We start from the raw sequence: 14,418 nt of genomic DNA, 5'->3' as shown, positions 1-14,418 counted from the left end.
GTCAGAGCTTCTCGGCGACCTCGGTGAGGACGGCAAGGGTGGCGGTGATCAGGGGGTGGTCGGCGCGGCTGGCGCGGACCGCGGCGTAGACGCGGCGGGTCGGGGCGGGCTCGGTGAGGGGGCGGGTGAGCGCGAGCGTCGACTCCGGTACGGCGAGGCGCGGGACGAGGGAGACGCCGCCGCCGGCCGCGACCAGGGCGGCGACGGCGCGGAAGTCGTCGGACTGATGGACGATCCGCGGCTGGAAACCCGCCTGCTCACAGGCGAGCAGGACGACGTCGCGGATCGGGTTTCCGGGCGCGGTCATCACCCAGTCGTCGTGGGCGAGCATGCTCAGCTCGAGCGGGTCCCGGTCCGCGGCCGGATGCGCCGGCGGCAGGACGGCGACGAACGGCTCGGCGTACAAGGGGATCCGGGCCAGGCGGCGGTCGTCGGGACGCGGTGAGCCGCGGTGCTCGACCGCGATCGCGAGGTCGGCGTCGCCGTCGAGCAGGTGGGTGATGCCCTGGTGGCCCTCGGCGTCGCGGACGACCAGGTCGAGGCCGGGGCTGGTCTCGCGGAGCCGGGTCAGCGCCGGTGCCACCAGCAGCGTGATCGCGGTCGCGAACGCGACCACGCGGACCTCGCCGTTGGCGCCGTTCGCGTGCAGCCGCATCGCGTCCTCGGCTCGCTCGACCTCGGCGAGGATGGTGTCGGTGTGGGCCAGCAGCAGGCGGCCCGCCGAGGTGATCGCGACCCGGCGGCCGCGGCGTTCGAGCAACTCCTGGCCGACCTCGGACTCCAGCGCGGCGAGTTGCTGTGAGACCGCCGAGGGCGTCAGGTGCAGCACCTCGGCGGCCGCGGTCACAGTCCCGTGGTCAGCAAGCGCGCGCAACACCCGCAGCCGTCGTACCTCGATCACGAACCTCAGCTTCGCACAGGTCGGTCGGGACGAGCTTCAGGGCGACAGCCGGCGGCGCCGGCACCCGCCGCTCGCGCCAACGGCGTACGGCGTCGCGGATCGGGTGGCGTTTCGGGACGAAGGGACGCAGCGGAACTGCCGGCATGGCGGAATGGGTCTGCTCGTGCATCGTCTTGAGGACGGTGTAGGGGATGTACATGCTCAGCTCGCAACATCTGTGAGACAAGGGGTGGGGCGGCAGGCGTCAGCGGCCGGACGCGACCTGGCGTGGCGGCGTACTGCTCGCAGCGGTCGCAGCACCTCGCGCAGCGGGTGGCGGGGCGGGCGGTGCGGGACGACCGGGGCGTTGGGCCAGGCCGAGTGGACTTCGTCGTGAACCTTCTTGATGACTTCTGTCGGGAAGACGTACATCGGTGTTCCTTTCCTCTGCCTTCGACAGTAGGAAGCGCACGTTGATACGTCCAATGAAAGTTCTGCGCGGACTTGATGTGTCTGGTGCATGATTGAGGCCATGGAACTGCGGCAACTCAGATCGTTCGTGGTGGTGGCCGAGGAGCTGAACGTCGGGCGGGCGGCCGTCCGGCTGCACCTCACCCAGCCGTCGTTGAGCCGGCAGATCGCGGCGCTCGAGCACGATCTGGGCGTGGAGCTGTTCGCCCGGGTGAAGCGCCGGTTCGTGCTGACGTCCGCGGGGGAGACGTTCCTGGCCGATGCGCGGGACCTGCTGCGGCGGTCCGACGAGGCCGTCCGGACGGCGCAGCGGACGCAGCGCGGTGAGCTCGGGACGTTGCGGCTGCGGTTCGTGCAGTCCGCGACGTTCGAGGTGCTGCCGCGGCTGCTGGGCGCCTTCCGGCAGGCGTACCCGGAGGTCGTGCTCGACCTGGAGTCGTGGACGACCCTGCGGCAGACCGAGGCGTTGCGCGACGGGCGGATCGACGTGGGGCTGCTACGGCCCAGCACACCCGCCGGTGCGAGCGCCGTCGTCCAGCTCGCGCCGAAGCTGACGTCGCGGGTGGTTGCCGAGGACGCGTTGGTGGTCGCGTTGCCGGCACAGCACCGGCTGGCGCGGCGGAAGCGACTACGACTGGCCGACCTCGCCGAGGAGCCGTTCGTCTTCTACGCGCGGCCGAGCGGGCCGGCTGTGCACGACACGATCGTCGGGTACTGCCGCGCCGCCGGCTTCACGCCGCGGATCGAGCAGGAGGCGGCCGACGTCCAGACGATCGTGTCGCTGGTCGCGGCCGGGCTCGGCGTCTCGCTGCTGATCGGTCCGACGCCGCCGTCCAACCCCGACGCGGTCGTGTACCGCGAGTTGTCCGACGACCTGCCACCCTGGCAACTCTCCGTAGCCTGGTCCCCGGACAACCGCTCCCCGGTCCTCGCCCGCTTCCTGGAACTGGTTTAGCCGAAGACGTCCGGGTCGCCGCCGGTCCGGACGCCGGTCTCCAGGTCCGCGATCGCGGCCATGTCGTCGTTGTCCAGCCGGAAGTCGAAGACCTCGAAGTTCTCCTTGATCCGGCTCGGCGTGACGGTCTTCGGGATCACCACGTTGCCGAGCTGGAGGTGCCAGCGGATCATCACCTGGGCCGCCGACTTGCCGTACTTGGCGCCGATGGTCGCGAGCACCGGGTTGGCCAGCAGCTCGCCGGAGGCCAGCGGGCTCCACGCCTGCGTGACGATGTCGTTCTCGGCGTTGAACGCGCGCAGCTCGTCCTGCGGCAGCGCCGGGTGCAGCTCGATCTGGTTCACCGCCGGCCGGATCGTGGTCTCCTCGAAGATCCGCCGCAGCGCGGGCTCGTGGAAGTTCGACACGCCGATCGCGCGGACCCGCTTGTCGGCGTACAGCTGCTCGAACGCCTTCCAGGTGTCGACGTACAGGTCCCGCTGCAGCGACTGCCAGTGGATCAGGTACAGGTCGACGTACTCGAGGCCGAGCTTGGCCAGGCTCTGGTCGAACGCCTTCAGCGTGCTGTCGTAGCCCTGGTCGGAGTTCCACAGCTTGGTGGTGATGAACAGCTCGTCACGCGGGATGTCCGACGCGGCGATCGCGCGGCCGACGCCTTCCTCGTTCCCGTAGATCGCGGCGGTGTCGATGTGCCGGTAGCCGGTCTCGAACGCCGTCGTCACGACCTCGGTGACGATCGAGTCCTCGACCTGCCAGACCCCCAGGCCCAGCTGCGGGATCTCGACGCCGTTGTCCAGAGTGATGGAGGGGACTGTGCTCATCCACCCATTCCACCCGGCAAAGGGTTTCTGGCCCAGTCATCCGACGTGTGACAACAACCTCATTAACCGGTAGTAACCACTTCGTAGGACTTGGCCTCGGGCTCCAGGAAGCGGAGCAGCCCGGCACCCTCCCGCTCCAGCTCGGCCTGCGTCTTCTTCAGCGTCCGGCCGAACGGCGTGAGCGTGAGAGTGGCCACACCACGCTTCTTCTCGGTCGTCCACAGCCCGGCGACCAGGCCGTCGACGGTGTACGTCGCCTTGACCCGGAGGTTCTTCGTGAACACGGCCGGCTTGTGCTCGTCGGCGATGATCCGCTCGCGTTTCGCGTGCGACAGCAGCACGTTGTCGAACTCCGGCAGGAACCGCACCGGCGCCAGTGTCTCCGGATCGGGGCGAGGCGCGTCGGGTACGTCGTACAGCGTCTTGCCCGCCTCGTCCGTGAAGGTCTCGAGCTCGAGCTCGTCGAACAGCGGCTTCGCCTTCTGCAGACCCGACCAGGTCTGGAAGTCCGCGGGTGTGGCCGGTCCGAAGGCCTGCAGGTACCGCGTGACGAGCTCCTTCGTCCGGGCGCGACGGTGCAGCTTCTTCCCGATCCACTCCTCGGCCGGCGTGAACTTGGAGTTCGCCGCCCAGGACCAGCGGACATCCGTTGGGTACACCACCAAAGGCACCAGCATCCGCGTGCAGAACCCGAGCGCGCGCTCGTTCACGTCCGGGAACTGCTGCTGCAACGCGTCCCGCACCGCGGTGAACGTCAGAGGCTCCTTCGCGAGCAACTTCTCCGCCGCGGCAACGACCTTCTCCGGCTCCAGCCCGGCGCCACGATCGCCGAGCATCTTCAAGCCGGCCTCGAGCACCGGCGCGACCGTCACCCGGAACCGCAGGTAGTCCGCCGCGGTCACCAGATGCAGCGTCCCGCGGAACAGCGTGCCGCGCACGACGTCCCGCTCCTGGACGGCGCGATCCAGCTCGGACTCCTCGAACCCGTCGATCCGCGACCACAACCCGACGTACGGATGCTTGGCCTCCTGACCCTGCATCCCCACCAGCCGGCCCACCACGTCGACGGCCGGCACCGCTTCCCTGTCCAGCAGAAGCTGCCGCGCCAACGTCGCCCGGTTGACCGCCCGCCCGCTCATCACCGCCATGCACGCATCTTCGCGTACGGCGCCGACAAGTTCAGCTGTAGTCCTTCTCGTCGTACTTCGGGAGGCCGAGAAGCCGGCGGATCTGCGCGGACGGGGCCTTGCCGCCCGCGGCCGTGGCGAGCTTCAGGTGGTCCGCCATCTCCGACTTGCTCTCGCTGGCCGCGACCTTGAGCCAGTGTGGGCGCGCGGCCGCGTCCGCCTTCGCCAGGGCCCGCATCTGCGTCGAGACCCGGGCCGGCCAGACGGTCGACCGCAGCGCGGTGTACTCGGCGAGGTTCGCCGCGGCCACCGCCTTGGCCCTGTTCTGCAACGTCGCGAGGGACATGTTCTCGTTCGCGGCCTTCTCGAACCGCTCGAGCGCCACGTTGTACGCCCGGGTGATCTGCAGGTACTTCGCGCCGGCAGCGGCCACCGTCATCGCCGGCGGCGACGACCGCACGACCGGAACACTCCGCGCCGGGGTCGGCGGCGCATAGGCCCCGCCCGGCGCCGACGGAGTCACCGAAGGCGCACTCGACAACGCCGGCGACGGCGCCGTCACCCCCGTCCCGTCAGCGGCCCCGCATCCGGCCACACACGTCAAACACAGCACCCCGACAACGGCCAGCATCTGGCGCATAAAGCTCCTCACCCAGTGCGAACCGGACAACCCTAGCGGCGACGGCCGTCCTTCGCGCCCCGGCCCCTGAATCCTTCGGTTCCCGTGAATCTCGCCCCTTGCGGATGATCCCGAGCGGTCACCGCGGGTGCGATCTTGCTCCTGGAAGACCCGAGCGAACGAGGGAGCAGGAGTCATGGCCTTTGACACCTTCATGGCCTACGTCGGCGTGTACGACGACGTCGCCGACGCGGAGGCGGATTACCAGCTCGTCAAGGAGCTGCACACCAAAGCCAACCTGATCGACGCGTACGACGCGGCCCTCATCGAGCGTCGCGAGGACGGCAAAGTCAAGATCAGCAAGAAGCACGAGACACCGACCCGGGCCGGCGGGGTCCTGGGTGGCGGCGTGGGGTTGGCCACCGGCCTGGTCGTCGCGCTGTTCCCGTTCGCGGCGATCGGCGGCGGGTTGCTCGCGGCCACGACCGCGGGCGGAGCCGTCCTGGGCGCGGTCGCGGGACATGCCTCCGCGGGGATGAGCCGGAGCGACCTGAAGGAGCTCGGCGAGAGCCTCGACGCCGGCCAGGCCGGGCTGGTGGTCGTCGGCGTGTCCGACATGGGCGCCAAGATCGAAGCGTCGATGAAGCGCGCGAAGAAGACCGAGGCGAAGCAGATCAAAGCCGACGCCGCCGAGATCGAACGCGACGCCCGCGCCGCGGGCGCTGCTCCTGCGGCCGGTTAGCCGAACGCGGGCGGGGGCGCAGTGGCCAGGCGAGCGGGATCCGGCAGCGCCGGTTGGTTTCCGCTGATGGTGCGGATCGCCGGGCTGGCGCTGGCGGCCCTGTTCCTCGGTTCCTGTGGAGGGAACGGAGGCGTCAGCTTGCCCTCTCCGACGGTGACGCGCACCGCGAGCGGGTTGCCGTCCCCCACGGCGACGGTCCCGGAACCGACCCGCACGCCGGCGTCCGCGGAACCCGGTCGGACGCCGGCGTCGCCGGAGGTCCCGGAGCGAACCCGTACGCCGGAAGACACCGAGTCGCCGTCCCCGCCTGCTCCCACCCGGACGTCTGCGCCGGCGCAGGCAGAGCCGAGCCCCACCGAGTCGTCGGTGATCGTGGTGGCCCCGACGCCGACGCAGACGGCGCCGCGCACCTCGCCGACGCAGACGGCGCCGCGCACCTCGCCGACGCAGACAGCGCCACCCACCTCGCCGACCCGGACAGCGGCCACGCCGGCGCCGACGGCCTCGCCGTCGGTGCAGCCGTCGTCGTCCGAGTCGAGCGGCCCGCCTTCATGGCTGTGGTGGGTGCTCGCAGCCGTCGTCGTGCTCGGGCTTGTCATCGGTGTTCTGCTACTGGTGCGGTCGCGCCGCCGTGCCAAGTTCTGGCGCGACGATCTCGCATCCGCCGAGGGCGAGGTGGCGTGGTTCGCCCGCAGTCTCATCCCCGAACTCCGCCGGCTGGGCTCGCCGGCCGAAGTCGCCGGCGGCTGGAACATCGCAGCGAGCCGGATCACCGCGGTGGAGGACAAGCTGACCGCGCTCGAGCCGTCGGCCCCGGACGATGCCGCGCAGAACCGCGCCCGTTCGCTGCGCGACGCCGTACGAACGGCGCGAGGACGCATCGACGGCCTACTGACATCGCCCGGCCCGGTCCTCGTGCCGCAGGGCCTGGACGCGGTGGCCGCCGACCTCGAGCAGGCCTTGCGGCCGCCGGCGCCCCCGTTGGACTGAGTCAGCCCGCGAGGGCGTCCCGAGCCTCGATGAACGCCGCGATCGCGGTTTCGACGTCCTGGGTGGAGTGCGCCGCCGACAACTGGACGCGGATGCGTGCCTTGCCCTGCGGTACGACGGGATACGAGAACCCGATCACGTAGATTCCGAGGTCGAGCAACTTGTCCGCCAGCCGCCCGGCTTCCGCGGCGTCGCCGATCATCACCGGGGAGATCGGGTGGTCGCCGGGGAGGACGTCGAAACCGGCCTCGGTCATCGTGGTCCGGAAGAGCTTGGTGTTGGCCGCGAGCTTGTCGCGCAGGTCGCTCGACCCGCCGATCAGCTCGAGCGCCTTCAGCGACGCGGCGGTGACCGACGGCGCCAGCGAGTTCGAGAACAGGTACGGACGGGAGCGCTGCCGGAGCAGTTCGACGATCTCCCGGCGCGCGGACACGTAGCCGCCGGACGCGCCGCCGAGGGCCTTGCCGAGGGTGCCGGTGACGATGTCGACGCGGTCCTTCACGCCGAACAGCGACGGCGTACCGGCGCCGTCCGGGCCGACGAAACCGACCGCGTGCGAGTCGTCGACCATCACCAGCGCGTCGTACCGCTCGGCCAGGTCGCAGATCTCGTCGAGCGGCGCGACGTACCCGTCCATCGAGAACACGCCGTCGGTCGCGATCAGCCGGTACCGCGCGTCGGCGGCGTCCTTCAGCTGGGCCTCCAGGTCGGCCATGTCGCGGTTCTTGTACCGGTAGCGGCGGGCCTTCGACAGCCGGATGCCGTCGATGATGCTGGCGTGGTTCAGCTCGTCGGAGATGATCGCGTCCTCGGCGCCGAGCAGGGTCTCGAACAGACCGCCGTTGGCGTCGAAGCAGGAGCTGTAGAGGATGGTGTCCTCGGTGCCGAGGAAGGTGCTCAGCGCAGCTTCCAGGTCCTTGTGGATCTGCTGCGTGCCGCAGATGAAGCGCACCGAGGACAGGCCGAAGCCCCACCGGTCGAGGGCTTCCTTGGCGGCCGCGACCACCTCCGGGTGGTCGGACAGGCCCAGGTAGTTGTTGGCGCAGAAGTTCAGCACCTCGTTGCCGGTAGCAACAGAGATCAAGGCCTGCTGGGGTGACGTGATCACCCGCTCGGACTTGTACAGCCCGGCGTCCCGGATCTCGCCGATGGTCGCCGTCAGGTCGTCCCGCATCCGCCCGAACATCAGTGCTTCTCCTCCAGCGTCTCAGCCGTCCAGTCCATGATTACCTTGCCGCACTGCCCCTGGCGCGCCACGTCGAAGGCGCGCTCGAAGTCGCCGTACCCGAACCGGTGCGTGATCACCGGCGTCAGGTCGAGCCCGCGCTCCAGCATCACCGACATCGAGTACCAGGTCTCGAACATCTCCCGGCCGTAGATGCCCTTGATGGTCAGCATGTTCAGCACCACCGTGCCCCAGTCGATCGCGATCTCGTCCGACGGCAGGCCGAGCATCGCGATCTTCCCGCCGTGGTTCATGTTCGCGATCATGTCCCGCAGCGCGGCCGGCTGCCCGGACATCTCCATCCCGACGTCGAACCCCTCGCGCATCCCGAGGCTCTGCTGCGCCTGCGCGATCGACTCCTCGCCGACGTTCACCGCGTGCGTCACGCCGATCTTCCTGGCCAGGTCGAGGCGGTACTCCGACAGGTCGGTGATCACCACGTTCCGGGCGCCGGCGTGTAGCGCGACCGCGGCGGCCATCACCCCGATCGGGCCGGCGCCGGTGATCAGCACGTCCTCGCCGACCAGCGGGAACGACAGCGCCGTGTGGACGGCGTTGCCGAACGGGTCGAAGATCGCGGCGACGTCGAGGTCGACGGTGCCGTTGTCGTCCTTGTGCACCCAAGCGTTCGTGGCCGGCAGCGCGACGTACTCCGCGAACGCGCCCGGCACGTGGACGCCGAGGCCGCGGGTCTTGATGCACAGGTGCCGGCGTCCGGCGCGGCAGTTGCGGCAGCGACCGCACACCAGGTGTCCCTCGCCGCTGACCAGGTCGCCGACCGCGACGTCGCGGACCCCGACGCCGATCTCGACCACCTCACCGCAGAACTCGTGCCCGGTGACCATCGGCACCGGGACGTTCTTCTGCGCCCAGTGGTCCCAGCTCTGGATGTGCAGGTCGGTGCCGCACAACCCGGTCCGGAGCACTTTGATCAGGACCTCGTCGGCCTCGATCTTCGGCTCCGGTACGTCCTGCAACCACAGGCCTGGCTTCGCCTCGGCCTTCACGAGCGCCTTCATGCCCACATCGTCGTCCGGGGCAACCATCGGCGTCCATCGACACGTCGTGCACAGCCTTTACAGCTCCCCTGCATACTGGCCCGTGTGCGGGGCGTAGTCAGCCGACTCGGGACCGTGTTCCTCGTGGGGTGAGCAAGAAGTAGCCGCGCCCCGCCGGTGATCTAAGCTCAAGGCTCATGAGCTACGACCGGGACGGACTGCTGGAGCAGGTCAAGAGCAAGGCGATCGTGCACGGCCGGGTGACGCTGGCGTCGGGCAAGGAAGCCGACTATTACGTCGACCTGCGCCGGATCACCCTCGACGCGGCCGCGGCGCCGCTGATCGGCCCGGCGATGCTCGAGCTGACGAAGGACCTGGAGTACGACGCGGTCGGCGGGCTGACGCTCGGCGCGGACCCGGTCGCGTTGTCGATGCTGCACGCCGCCGCCCAGCAGGGCCGGACGCTCGACGCGTTCGTCGTACGCAAGGCCGAGAAGACGCATGGTCTGCAGCGGCGGATCGAGGGGCCGGACGTGACGGGCCGGCGGGTGCTGGCGGTCGAGGACACGTCGACGACGGGCGGATCGGTGCTGACCGCCGTCGAGGCGTTGCGCGAGGCCGGTGCCGAAGTCGTCGCGGTCGCGGTGATCGTGGACCGGTCGACCGGGGCGCAGGAGCGGGTCGAGGCGGAGGGTCTGGAGTACCGGTCGGTGTTCGGTCTCGAGGACCTGGGGCTCGGCTGATGCAGAGCAGCACCCTGCTGTTCGTCCTGCTGGCGATCGTCGTCGGCGTCGGCCTTGCCTGGTTCAACTACTACCGCGCGAAGAAGCGCCGGGAGCTGTTCGCCGGTTTCGCCGCCCAGCACGGCTGGTCGTACGTGCCGGCCAACCACTCGCTGGCCGGGCAGTGGGCCGGTACACCGTTCCGCACCGGCGACAACTGGCGCGTCAAGAACGTACTGTCCGGGCCGTACAACGGGCACCAGATGGTTGCCTTCGACTACAGCTACCAGACCCACACCACGAACGGAAAGGGTCAGCGGCGGACGACCACCCACAACTTCGGCGTGGTCGTGCTGCAGCTGCCGGGCGCGCTGCCGCACCTCGAGGTGACGCACGAGGGGATCTTCGGCGGCGCGGTCGCGAACGCGTTCGGGTTCCGCGACCTCCAGTTCGAGAGCGAGCAGTTCAACCGGGCGTTCCGGGTCAAGGCCGACGACGAACGGTTCGGGCACGCGGTGGTGACGCCGCGGATGATGGAGATGCTGCTCGCCCGCGGCGAGATCGGCTGGCGGGTCGAGGGCGACTCGCTGGTCGGCTGGGACAGCGGCGCGCACGACCCGACCGAGGTGCTGAACCGGCTCGCGCTGCTCGAGCAGGTCGTTCTGAACGTTCCGCCGTACGTGTGGCGCGACTACGCCGGCGTCGACCCCCGCCTGCGTTAACCACCGGGCGGACCCGGCTGGCCGTAGAGTCGCTGTCAGCACTGCCAACTCTCGGGAGCTCGTCATGGTCTGGGTCATCATCGTGATCGTCGCGGTGATCGTCGTTGCGGCGATCATGCTGATCACGTCGTACAACCGGTTCGTCAAGCAGCGGAACCTGATCCAGGAGTCGTGGCGGCAGATCGACGTCGAGCTGCACCGCCGGTACGACCTGATCCCGAACCTGGTCGAGACCGTCCGCGCGTACGCCGCGCACGAGCGGCACGTGTTCGAGGAGGTCGCCCGGCTGCGCACCCAGGCGGTGAACGTGCAGAACACCACCCCCGAGCAGCGGGCGGCGGCGGAAGGTGAGCTGTCCGGCGCGCTGCGTCAGATGATGATCTCGGTGGAGGCCTACCCGCAGCTGCAGTCGAACCAGAACTTCCTCGGCCTGCAGCGCGAGCTGACCGACACCGAGGACCGGATCGCGGCCGGCCGCCGGTTCTACAACGCGAACGTCGGCGACTACAACACGCGGATCGAGGCGTTCCCGTCGAATCTGATCGCGAGCGGCTTCAAGTTCGAGAAGGCCGGCTACTTCGAGGTCAAGGACGAGCAGGTCCGCGCGGTGCCGCAGGTCTCGTTCGGCACCATCGGCTCGGTCGCCGGTGAGCAGGCGCCGCCGCAGATGCAGCCGGGCGCGCCGTCGTCGGGGCAGATCCACCCGCAGATGCCGGGTGACCAGGGCAACTACCAGCAGGGCTACCCGCAGCAGCAGATCCCGGGCGGGTACCAGCAGCCGCAGCAGCCGCAGCCGCAGCAGCAGCAGCCGTACCAGGGCCGGCCCGGCCAGTACCCGGGGCAGTACCAGGGAGAGCCACCGGTGGGCGGGCCGCCTGCGGGTTCCCCCGCGCCACAGGACGGTCAGCCGCCATTCACCGGTGGCCAGTAGGCACCGGTCCCCGTAGTCCAGGACCCCCGACCCCGGACTCTCTCCCAGTGCCAGGCCCGGTGTGACGGCGGTCAAGTCGCCACCTCCGGGCCTGTCCTCCCCCCGGTACCTGTGTCAACTGTGCCGCACTGAGATACATCCGGCGTACATCGGCCTTCCCGGCGGGTACAGGTGGATGCCACGATAGGGCGGTTTCCAGAGTGGAGAGGTCGGACGAGTGGACAGTCTGAGGTACGGGATCCTCGGACCTCTGCGGCTCGTCCATGTCCAGGGACAGCCGCTCAAGGCCGCCAAACCGCGTCAGCTGCTCGCCACGCTGCTGCTGCACCCCAACCGGTTCGTCTCGACCGATCTGATCGCGGACGCTCTCTGGGAGAACACCCCGCCGCGGTCGGCCACAGCGAACATCCGCACGTACGTCCGCGCGCTCCGCGGTGTGCTGCAGGAGGCCGGGCTGCCCGCGCCGATCGACACGTCGGCAGCCGGGTACAGCATCGAGGTCGGGGTCGACGAGCTCGACGCCAGCCTCTTCGAGTCCCTGCTCGCCGAGGGCGGCCACTTGCGGGACGCGGGTGACGGCCGGCAGGCGATGCAGGTCCTGTCCCGTGCCTACTCGCTGTGGCAGGGCCGTCCGCTCGAGGACCTGCCGATGCCCGCCGCGTGGGAGGGCACGATCTCCCGGCTCGAGGCGCAGCACCGCGGCCTCGTCGACAGCCTGCTGGATCTCCGGCTCGAGTACGGCGACGCCAGCGGTGCCGCCGTGCTGCTCAGTGCCCGCCTCACCGAGGACCCGTACGACGAGCAGCTCTGGCGACGGCTCGTCGACGCGCTGGTGGCGGCCGGCCGGGTGGGCGAGGCGCGCGCGGCGTACGCGAAGGCGGTGCAGACGCTCGCCGACGAGCTGGACATCAAGCCCGGTCCGGAGCTGGAGGCCGCCGGCGCCCGCGCCGAGAACGGCCGCTCGGCCAACTGGCCGAACCCTGGCGTCCCCGCCGACCGTACGGCGGACCGCCCGGAACCGACCGCCCAGCCCCGTCCGATGGCCGCGCCCGAGCTGACCGATCCACTGCGGCCGCCGAGCCAGCTCCCGCTCGACCTGGCTGACTTCAGCGGTCGGCAGGACCAGCTGGAGCAGCTGCGGGACCTGGTCTGCGGCCGGGATCCGGTGCGGCCGCCGATCGCCGTCATCTCCGGCGCACCGGGGACCGGGAAGACTTCGCTGGCCGTCCGGCTCGGCCATCTGGTCCGCGAGCACTTCCCGGACGGGCAGATCTACCTGGACATGCACGGTGCGACGCACCCGCGCGACCCCGCTGCCGCGCTGACCGATCTGCTGCTCAGCCTCAACCTGCCCGACTACGCGATCCCGACCGACCCGGAGCGGCGGTCGGCGATGCTGCGGTCCGAGCTGGCGAGCCGGCGGGTGCTGATCCTCCTCGACGACGTGGCCACCGCAGGTCAGGTGACGCCGCTGATGCCCGGTACCGGCGCGTCGGCAGTGGTGGTGACGAGCCGCAACCGGCTGATGGACCTGGCCGGCGCGGACAGTACGCCGCTGGACACGTTCGACGACCGGGAGGCGGCGCTGCTGCTGTCCTCGGTCGCCGGATCGGGCCGGATCGACCCGTCGTCGCCCGAGGCCGAGGAGATCTTGTCCGCGTGCGCGAACCTGCCGCTGGCGATCCGGATCGTCGGCAGCCGGCTGGCGCAGCGGCCGGACCTGAGCGCGCGGGAGCTGGCGCGGCGGTTGCGGGACGAGACTTCGCGGCTCGACGAGCTGAGCATCGGCGAGCTCGCCGTACGGTCGAGCGCGGACCTGAGCTACGACGCGCTGAGCCCCGAGGAGGCCCGGCTGTACCGGCTGATCGGCCACTTCGCGGTGGGGGTCTTCTCCGCGCGGGCGCTCGAGTCCGTCGCCTCGCCGGCCGCCGTACGGCGGAGCCTGGACCGGCTGATCGAGGTCAACCTGGTCCGGATCAGCTCGGTCGACCACCGCGGTACGGCGCGCTATCGCGTCCATGACCTGCTCCGGCTGCATGCGCTCGGCGTCGGCGACGACGAGCAGAAGTCGCAGGCGGTGCGGGACGTCGAGGCGGTGGTCGACGCGATCCTGAACAAGATCCGGCGAGCCAACAACGCGCTGTCCTTCGAGTACTTCGGCGTCCTGGAGCACACCGGTCCGCTGACCGCGCCCGATCCGTCGCCGTTCACCGAGACCGACGCGATCGCCTGGTTCGACAGCGAGCGCAGCACCTTCGTGCCGGCGATTCGTGCGGCGGCGCAGAACGGATTGCACGAGCACGCCTGGCGGATCGCGGCCGCCTGGGGCCCGTACCTCGACCTCCGGGCCGGGTTCGACGACTGGAACGGCTCGCACCAGCAAGGGCTGCTGAGCGCGATCGCCTGCGGGGACCGGCACGGCGCGGCGATCATGCACCGCAACCTCGGCCAACTGGCCCTCTACCAGGACGACTGGGAGAACGCTCGCCGGCACTTCGACGAGGCCGCGCAGGCGTTCGCCGAGGTCGGCGACCGGCTCGGTGAGGGGATCGCCGCCGTCGGCCTCGGCACCTGGCTGCGGGAACGCGGCGAACGCGAGCGGGGCCTGGAGCAGTACGAGAAGGCGATCGAGGCGTTCGTCGAGGACGGCAACGCGAACGCCGAGGCGCTGGCGCGGACCGCCGCCGCGAACGTCTACCTGGTCCGCGGCGACCTGGTCACCGCCCGCCGGTACCTGGCCCAGGCGTTCCTGATCGCCGTACGGCGGGCCGACGCCCACCGGGAGGCCAAGGTCCGCCGCCGGATCGCGGCGCTCCGGGTCAACCAGGGACGGCACGACGAGGCGATCCGGCAACTGCGCAAGGCGCTCGCGATCTTCGACGGGATGGGCGACGACCACTGCGCGGCGTACACCCGGGCGCTGCTCGGGCGGGCGCTGATGGAGCGTGGCGAGGTGGCGGCGGCCCGGAAGACGCTGCTGGACGCGATCGACATCGGTCACCGCCTGGGCGACCGGAGCGTGGAGGGCGACGCGGCGCAGCACCTCGGCGAGCTCTATCTGTCCACCGGCAGCCTGGACAACGCCCGCCGTACCCTCGAACGCGCCGCGCGCGTGTGGCAGCAGGCAGGGAACGACGCTGCCGCGTCCGAGTGCCGGCGGCTGCTGACCGGGTCAGAGGCCGCTGTCGCCGCCGGCTGAATGTACGGCGGCTGTA

Annotated in this window: 15 protein-coding genes; 7 read left to right on the top strand and 8 right to left on the bottom strand. The window is 70.5% G+C overall.

The window, feature by feature from the left end:
- Nucleotide 1: 1 nt before the first annotated feature.
- Together AB0L64_RS37080 and AB0L64_RS37075 are read right to left on the bottom strand one after the other, a co-directional pair.
- The gene (locus AB0L64_RS37080) at nt 2-901 is read right to left on the bottom strand and encodes a LysR family transcriptional regulator (RefSeq protein WP_355695333.1); all 900 of its coding nucleotides are present in this window, start codon (nt 899-901) and stop codon (nt 2-4) included.
- Nucleotides 858-1,100: a hypothetical protein gene (locus AB0L64_RS37075; protein ID WP_363717653.1), complete on the bottom strand. Its 243-nt coding sequence runs from the start codon at nt 1,098-1,100 to the stop codon at nt 858-860. Before AB0L64_RS37075 ends, AB0L64_RS37080 begins: the two co-directional genes overlap by 44 nt.
- A gap of 312 nt (nt 1,101-1,412) precedes the next feature.
- Between AB0L64_RS37075 and AB0L64_RS37070 the strand changes: the two genes are divergently transcribed.
- Nucleotides 1,413-2,306: a LysR family transcriptional regulator gene (locus AB0L64_RS37070; RefSeq protein WP_363717652.1), complete on the top strand. Its 894-nt coding sequence runs from the start codon at nt 1,413-1,415 to the stop codon at nt 2,304-2,306.
- Here the strand turns inward: AB0L64_RS37070 and AB0L64_RS37065 are convergent.
- From AB0L64_RS37065 to AB0L64_RS37055, 3 genes are all read right to left on the bottom strand, one after another.
- The gene (locus AB0L64_RS37065) at nt 2,303-3,127 is read right to left on the bottom strand and encodes an aldo/keto reductase (RefSeq protein WP_363717651.1); all 825 of its coding nucleotides are present in this window, start codon (nt 3,125-3,127) and stop codon (nt 2,303-2,305) included. The two genes, AB0L64_RS37070 and AB0L64_RS37065, sit on opposite strands and share 4 nt — an antisense overlap.
- A 62-nt stretch (nt 3,128-3,189) precedes the next feature.
- Complete coding sequence (locus AB0L64_RS37060) at nt 3,190-4,275, bottom strand: winged helix DNA-binding domain-containing protein (protein ID WP_363717650.1); 1,086 nt, start codon at nt 4,273-4,275, stop codon at nt 3,190-3,192.
- A 31-nt stretch (nt 4,276-4,306) separates the two neighbouring features.
- Complete coding sequence (locus tag AB0L64_RS37055; protein ID WP_363717649.1) at nt 4,307-4,894, bottom strand: hypothetical protein; 588 nt, start codon at nt 4,892-4,894, stop codon at nt 4,307-4,309.
- A gap of 175 nt (nt 4,895-5,069) precedes the next feature.
- Here AB0L64_RS37055 and AB0L64_RS37050 point away from each other — a divergent pair, with 175 nt between their 5' ends.
- Nucleotides 5,070-5,615, top strand: a complete 546-nt coding sequence (locus AB0L64_RS37050) for a hypothetical protein (RefSeq protein WP_363717648.1) — start codon at nt 5,070-5,072, stop codon at nt 5,613-5,615.
- On the opposite strand, the gene AB0L64_RS37045 is transcribed toward AB0L64_RS37050, so the two are convergent.
- Nucleotides 5,612-6,214 (bottom strand): hypothetical protein, encoded by a 603-nt coding sequence (locus AB0L64_RS37045; RefSeq protein WP_363717647.1) that lies wholly within the window; start codon nt 6,212-6,214, stop codon nt 5,612-5,614. The two genes, AB0L64_RS37050 and AB0L64_RS37045, sit on opposite strands and share 4 nt — an antisense overlap.
- Nucleotides 6,215-6,230: 16 nt before the next feature.
- On the opposite strand from AB0L64_RS37045, the gene AB0L64_RS37040 reads away from it, so the two are divergent.
- A complete protein-coding gene (locus AB0L64_RS37040) occupies nt 6,231-6,605 on the top strand; it encodes a hypothetical protein (RefSeq protein WP_363717646.1) in 375 nt (124 codons plus the stop codon).
- 1 nt (nt 6,606) lies between these two features.
- On the opposite strand, the gene AB0L64_RS37035 is transcribed toward AB0L64_RS37040, so the two are convergent.
- Both AB0L64_RS37035 and tdh read right to left on the bottom strand, forming a co-directional pair.
- Entirely contained in the window at nt 6,607-7,791 is a 1,185-nt protein-coding gene (locus AB0L64_RS37035; RefSeq protein ID WP_363717645.1) for a glycine C-acetyltransferase, read from the bottom strand.
- Entirely contained in the window at nt 7,791-8,849 is a 1,059-nt protein-coding gene (gene tdh / locus AB0L64_RS37030) for an L-threonine 3-dehydrogenase (protein ID WP_363717644.1), read from the bottom strand. Before tdh ends, AB0L64_RS37035 begins: the two co-directional genes overlap by 1 nt.
- Before the next feature lie 176 nt (nt 8,850-9,025).
- Here tdh and pyrE point away from each other — a divergent pair, with 176 nt between their 5' ends.
- The 4 genes from pyrE (at nt 9,026) to AB0L64_RS37010 (ending at nt 14,402) form a co-directional block, all read left to right on the top strand.
- Nucleotides 9,026-9,571, top strand: a complete 546-nt coding sequence (pyrE, locus tag AB0L64_RS37025) for an orotate phosphoribosyltransferase (RefSeq protein WP_363717643.1) — start codon at nt 9,026-9,028, stop codon at nt 9,569-9,571.
- Nucleotides 9,571-10,272, top strand: coding sequence for a hypothetical protein (locus AB0L64_RS37020; RefSeq protein WP_363717642.1), 702 nt, complete (start codon nt 9,571-9,573; stop codon nt 10,270-10,272). Before pyrE ends, AB0L64_RS37020 begins: the two co-directional genes overlap by 1 nt.
- A 64-nt stretch (nt 10,273-10,336) precedes the next feature.
- A complete protein-coding gene (locus AB0L64_RS37015) occupies nt 10,337-11,203 on the top strand; it encodes a LemA family protein (RefSeq protein WP_363717641.1) in 867 nt (288 codons plus the stop codon).
- Nucleotides 11,204-11,420: 217 nt separating this feature from the next.
- Entirely contained in the window at nt 11,421-14,402 is a 2,982-nt protein-coding gene (locus AB0L64_RS37010) for a BTAD domain-containing putative transcriptional regulator (protein WP_363717640.1), read from the top strand.
- Nucleotides 14,403-14,418 lie beyond the last annotated feature (16 nt).

This window comes from Kribbella sp. NPDC051936, from assembly GCF_040680955.1.
Classification (GTDB): domain Bacteria; phylum Actinomycetota; class Actinomycetes; order Propionibacteriales; family Kribbellaceae; genus Kribbella.
The sequence above is the reverse complement of the archived record's forward strand: the minus strand, read 5'-3'. Positions and strand labels throughout refer to the sequence as shown.

Excerpts from the sequence above, each read along its gene's own strand:
- pyrE (WP_363717643.1), top strand. The coding sequence starts at position 9,026 with ATGAGCTACGACCGGGACGGACTGCTGGAGCAGGTCAAGAGCAAGGCG.
- AB0L64_RS37020 (WP_363717642.1), top strand. The coding sequence starts at position 9,571 with ATGCAGAGCAGCACCCTGCTGTTCGTCCTGCTGGCGATCGTCGTCGGC.
- AB0L64_RS37045 (WP_363717647.1), bottom strand. The coding sequence starts at position 6,214 with ATGACAAGCCCGAGCACGACGACGGCTGCGAGCACCCACCACAGCCAT.
- AB0L64_RS37070 (WP_363717652.1), top strand. The coding sequence starts at position 1,413 with ATGGAACTGCGGCAACTCAGATCGTTCGTGGTGGTGGCCGAGGAGCTG.
- AB0L64_RS37015 (WP_363717641.1), top strand. The coding sequence starts at position 10,337 with ATGGTCTGGGTCATCATCGTGATCGTCGCGGTGATCGTCGTTGCGGCG.
- AB0L64_RS37035 (WP_363717645.1), bottom strand. The coding sequence starts at position 7,791 with ATGTTCGGGCGGATGCGGGACGACCTGACGGCGACCATCGGCGAGATC.
- AB0L64_RS37065 (WP_363717651.1), bottom strand. The coding sequence starts at position 3,127 with ATGAGCACAGTCCCCTCCATCACTCTGGACAACGGCGTCGAGATCCCG.
- AB0L64_RS37055 (WP_363717649.1), bottom strand. The coding sequence starts at position 4,894 with ATGCGCCAGATGCTGGCCGTTGTCGGGGTGCTGTGTTTGACGTGTGTG.
- AB0L64_RS37075 (WP_363717653.1), bottom strand. The coding sequence starts at position 1,100 with ATGTACATCCCCTACACCGTCCTCAAGACGATGCACGAGCAGACCCAT.
- AB0L64_RS37050 (WP_363717648.1), top strand. The coding sequence starts at position 5,070 with ATGGCCTTTGACACCTTCATGGCCTACGTCGGCGTGTACGACGACGTC.
- tdh (WP_363717644.1), bottom strand. The coding sequence starts at position 8,849 with ATGAAGGCGCTCGTGAAGGCCGAGGCGAAGCCAGGCCTGTGGTTGCAG.
- AB0L64_RS37060 (WP_363717650.1), bottom strand. The coding sequence starts at position 4,275 with ATGGCGGTGATGAGCGGGCGGGCGGTCAACCGGGCGACGTTGGCGCGG.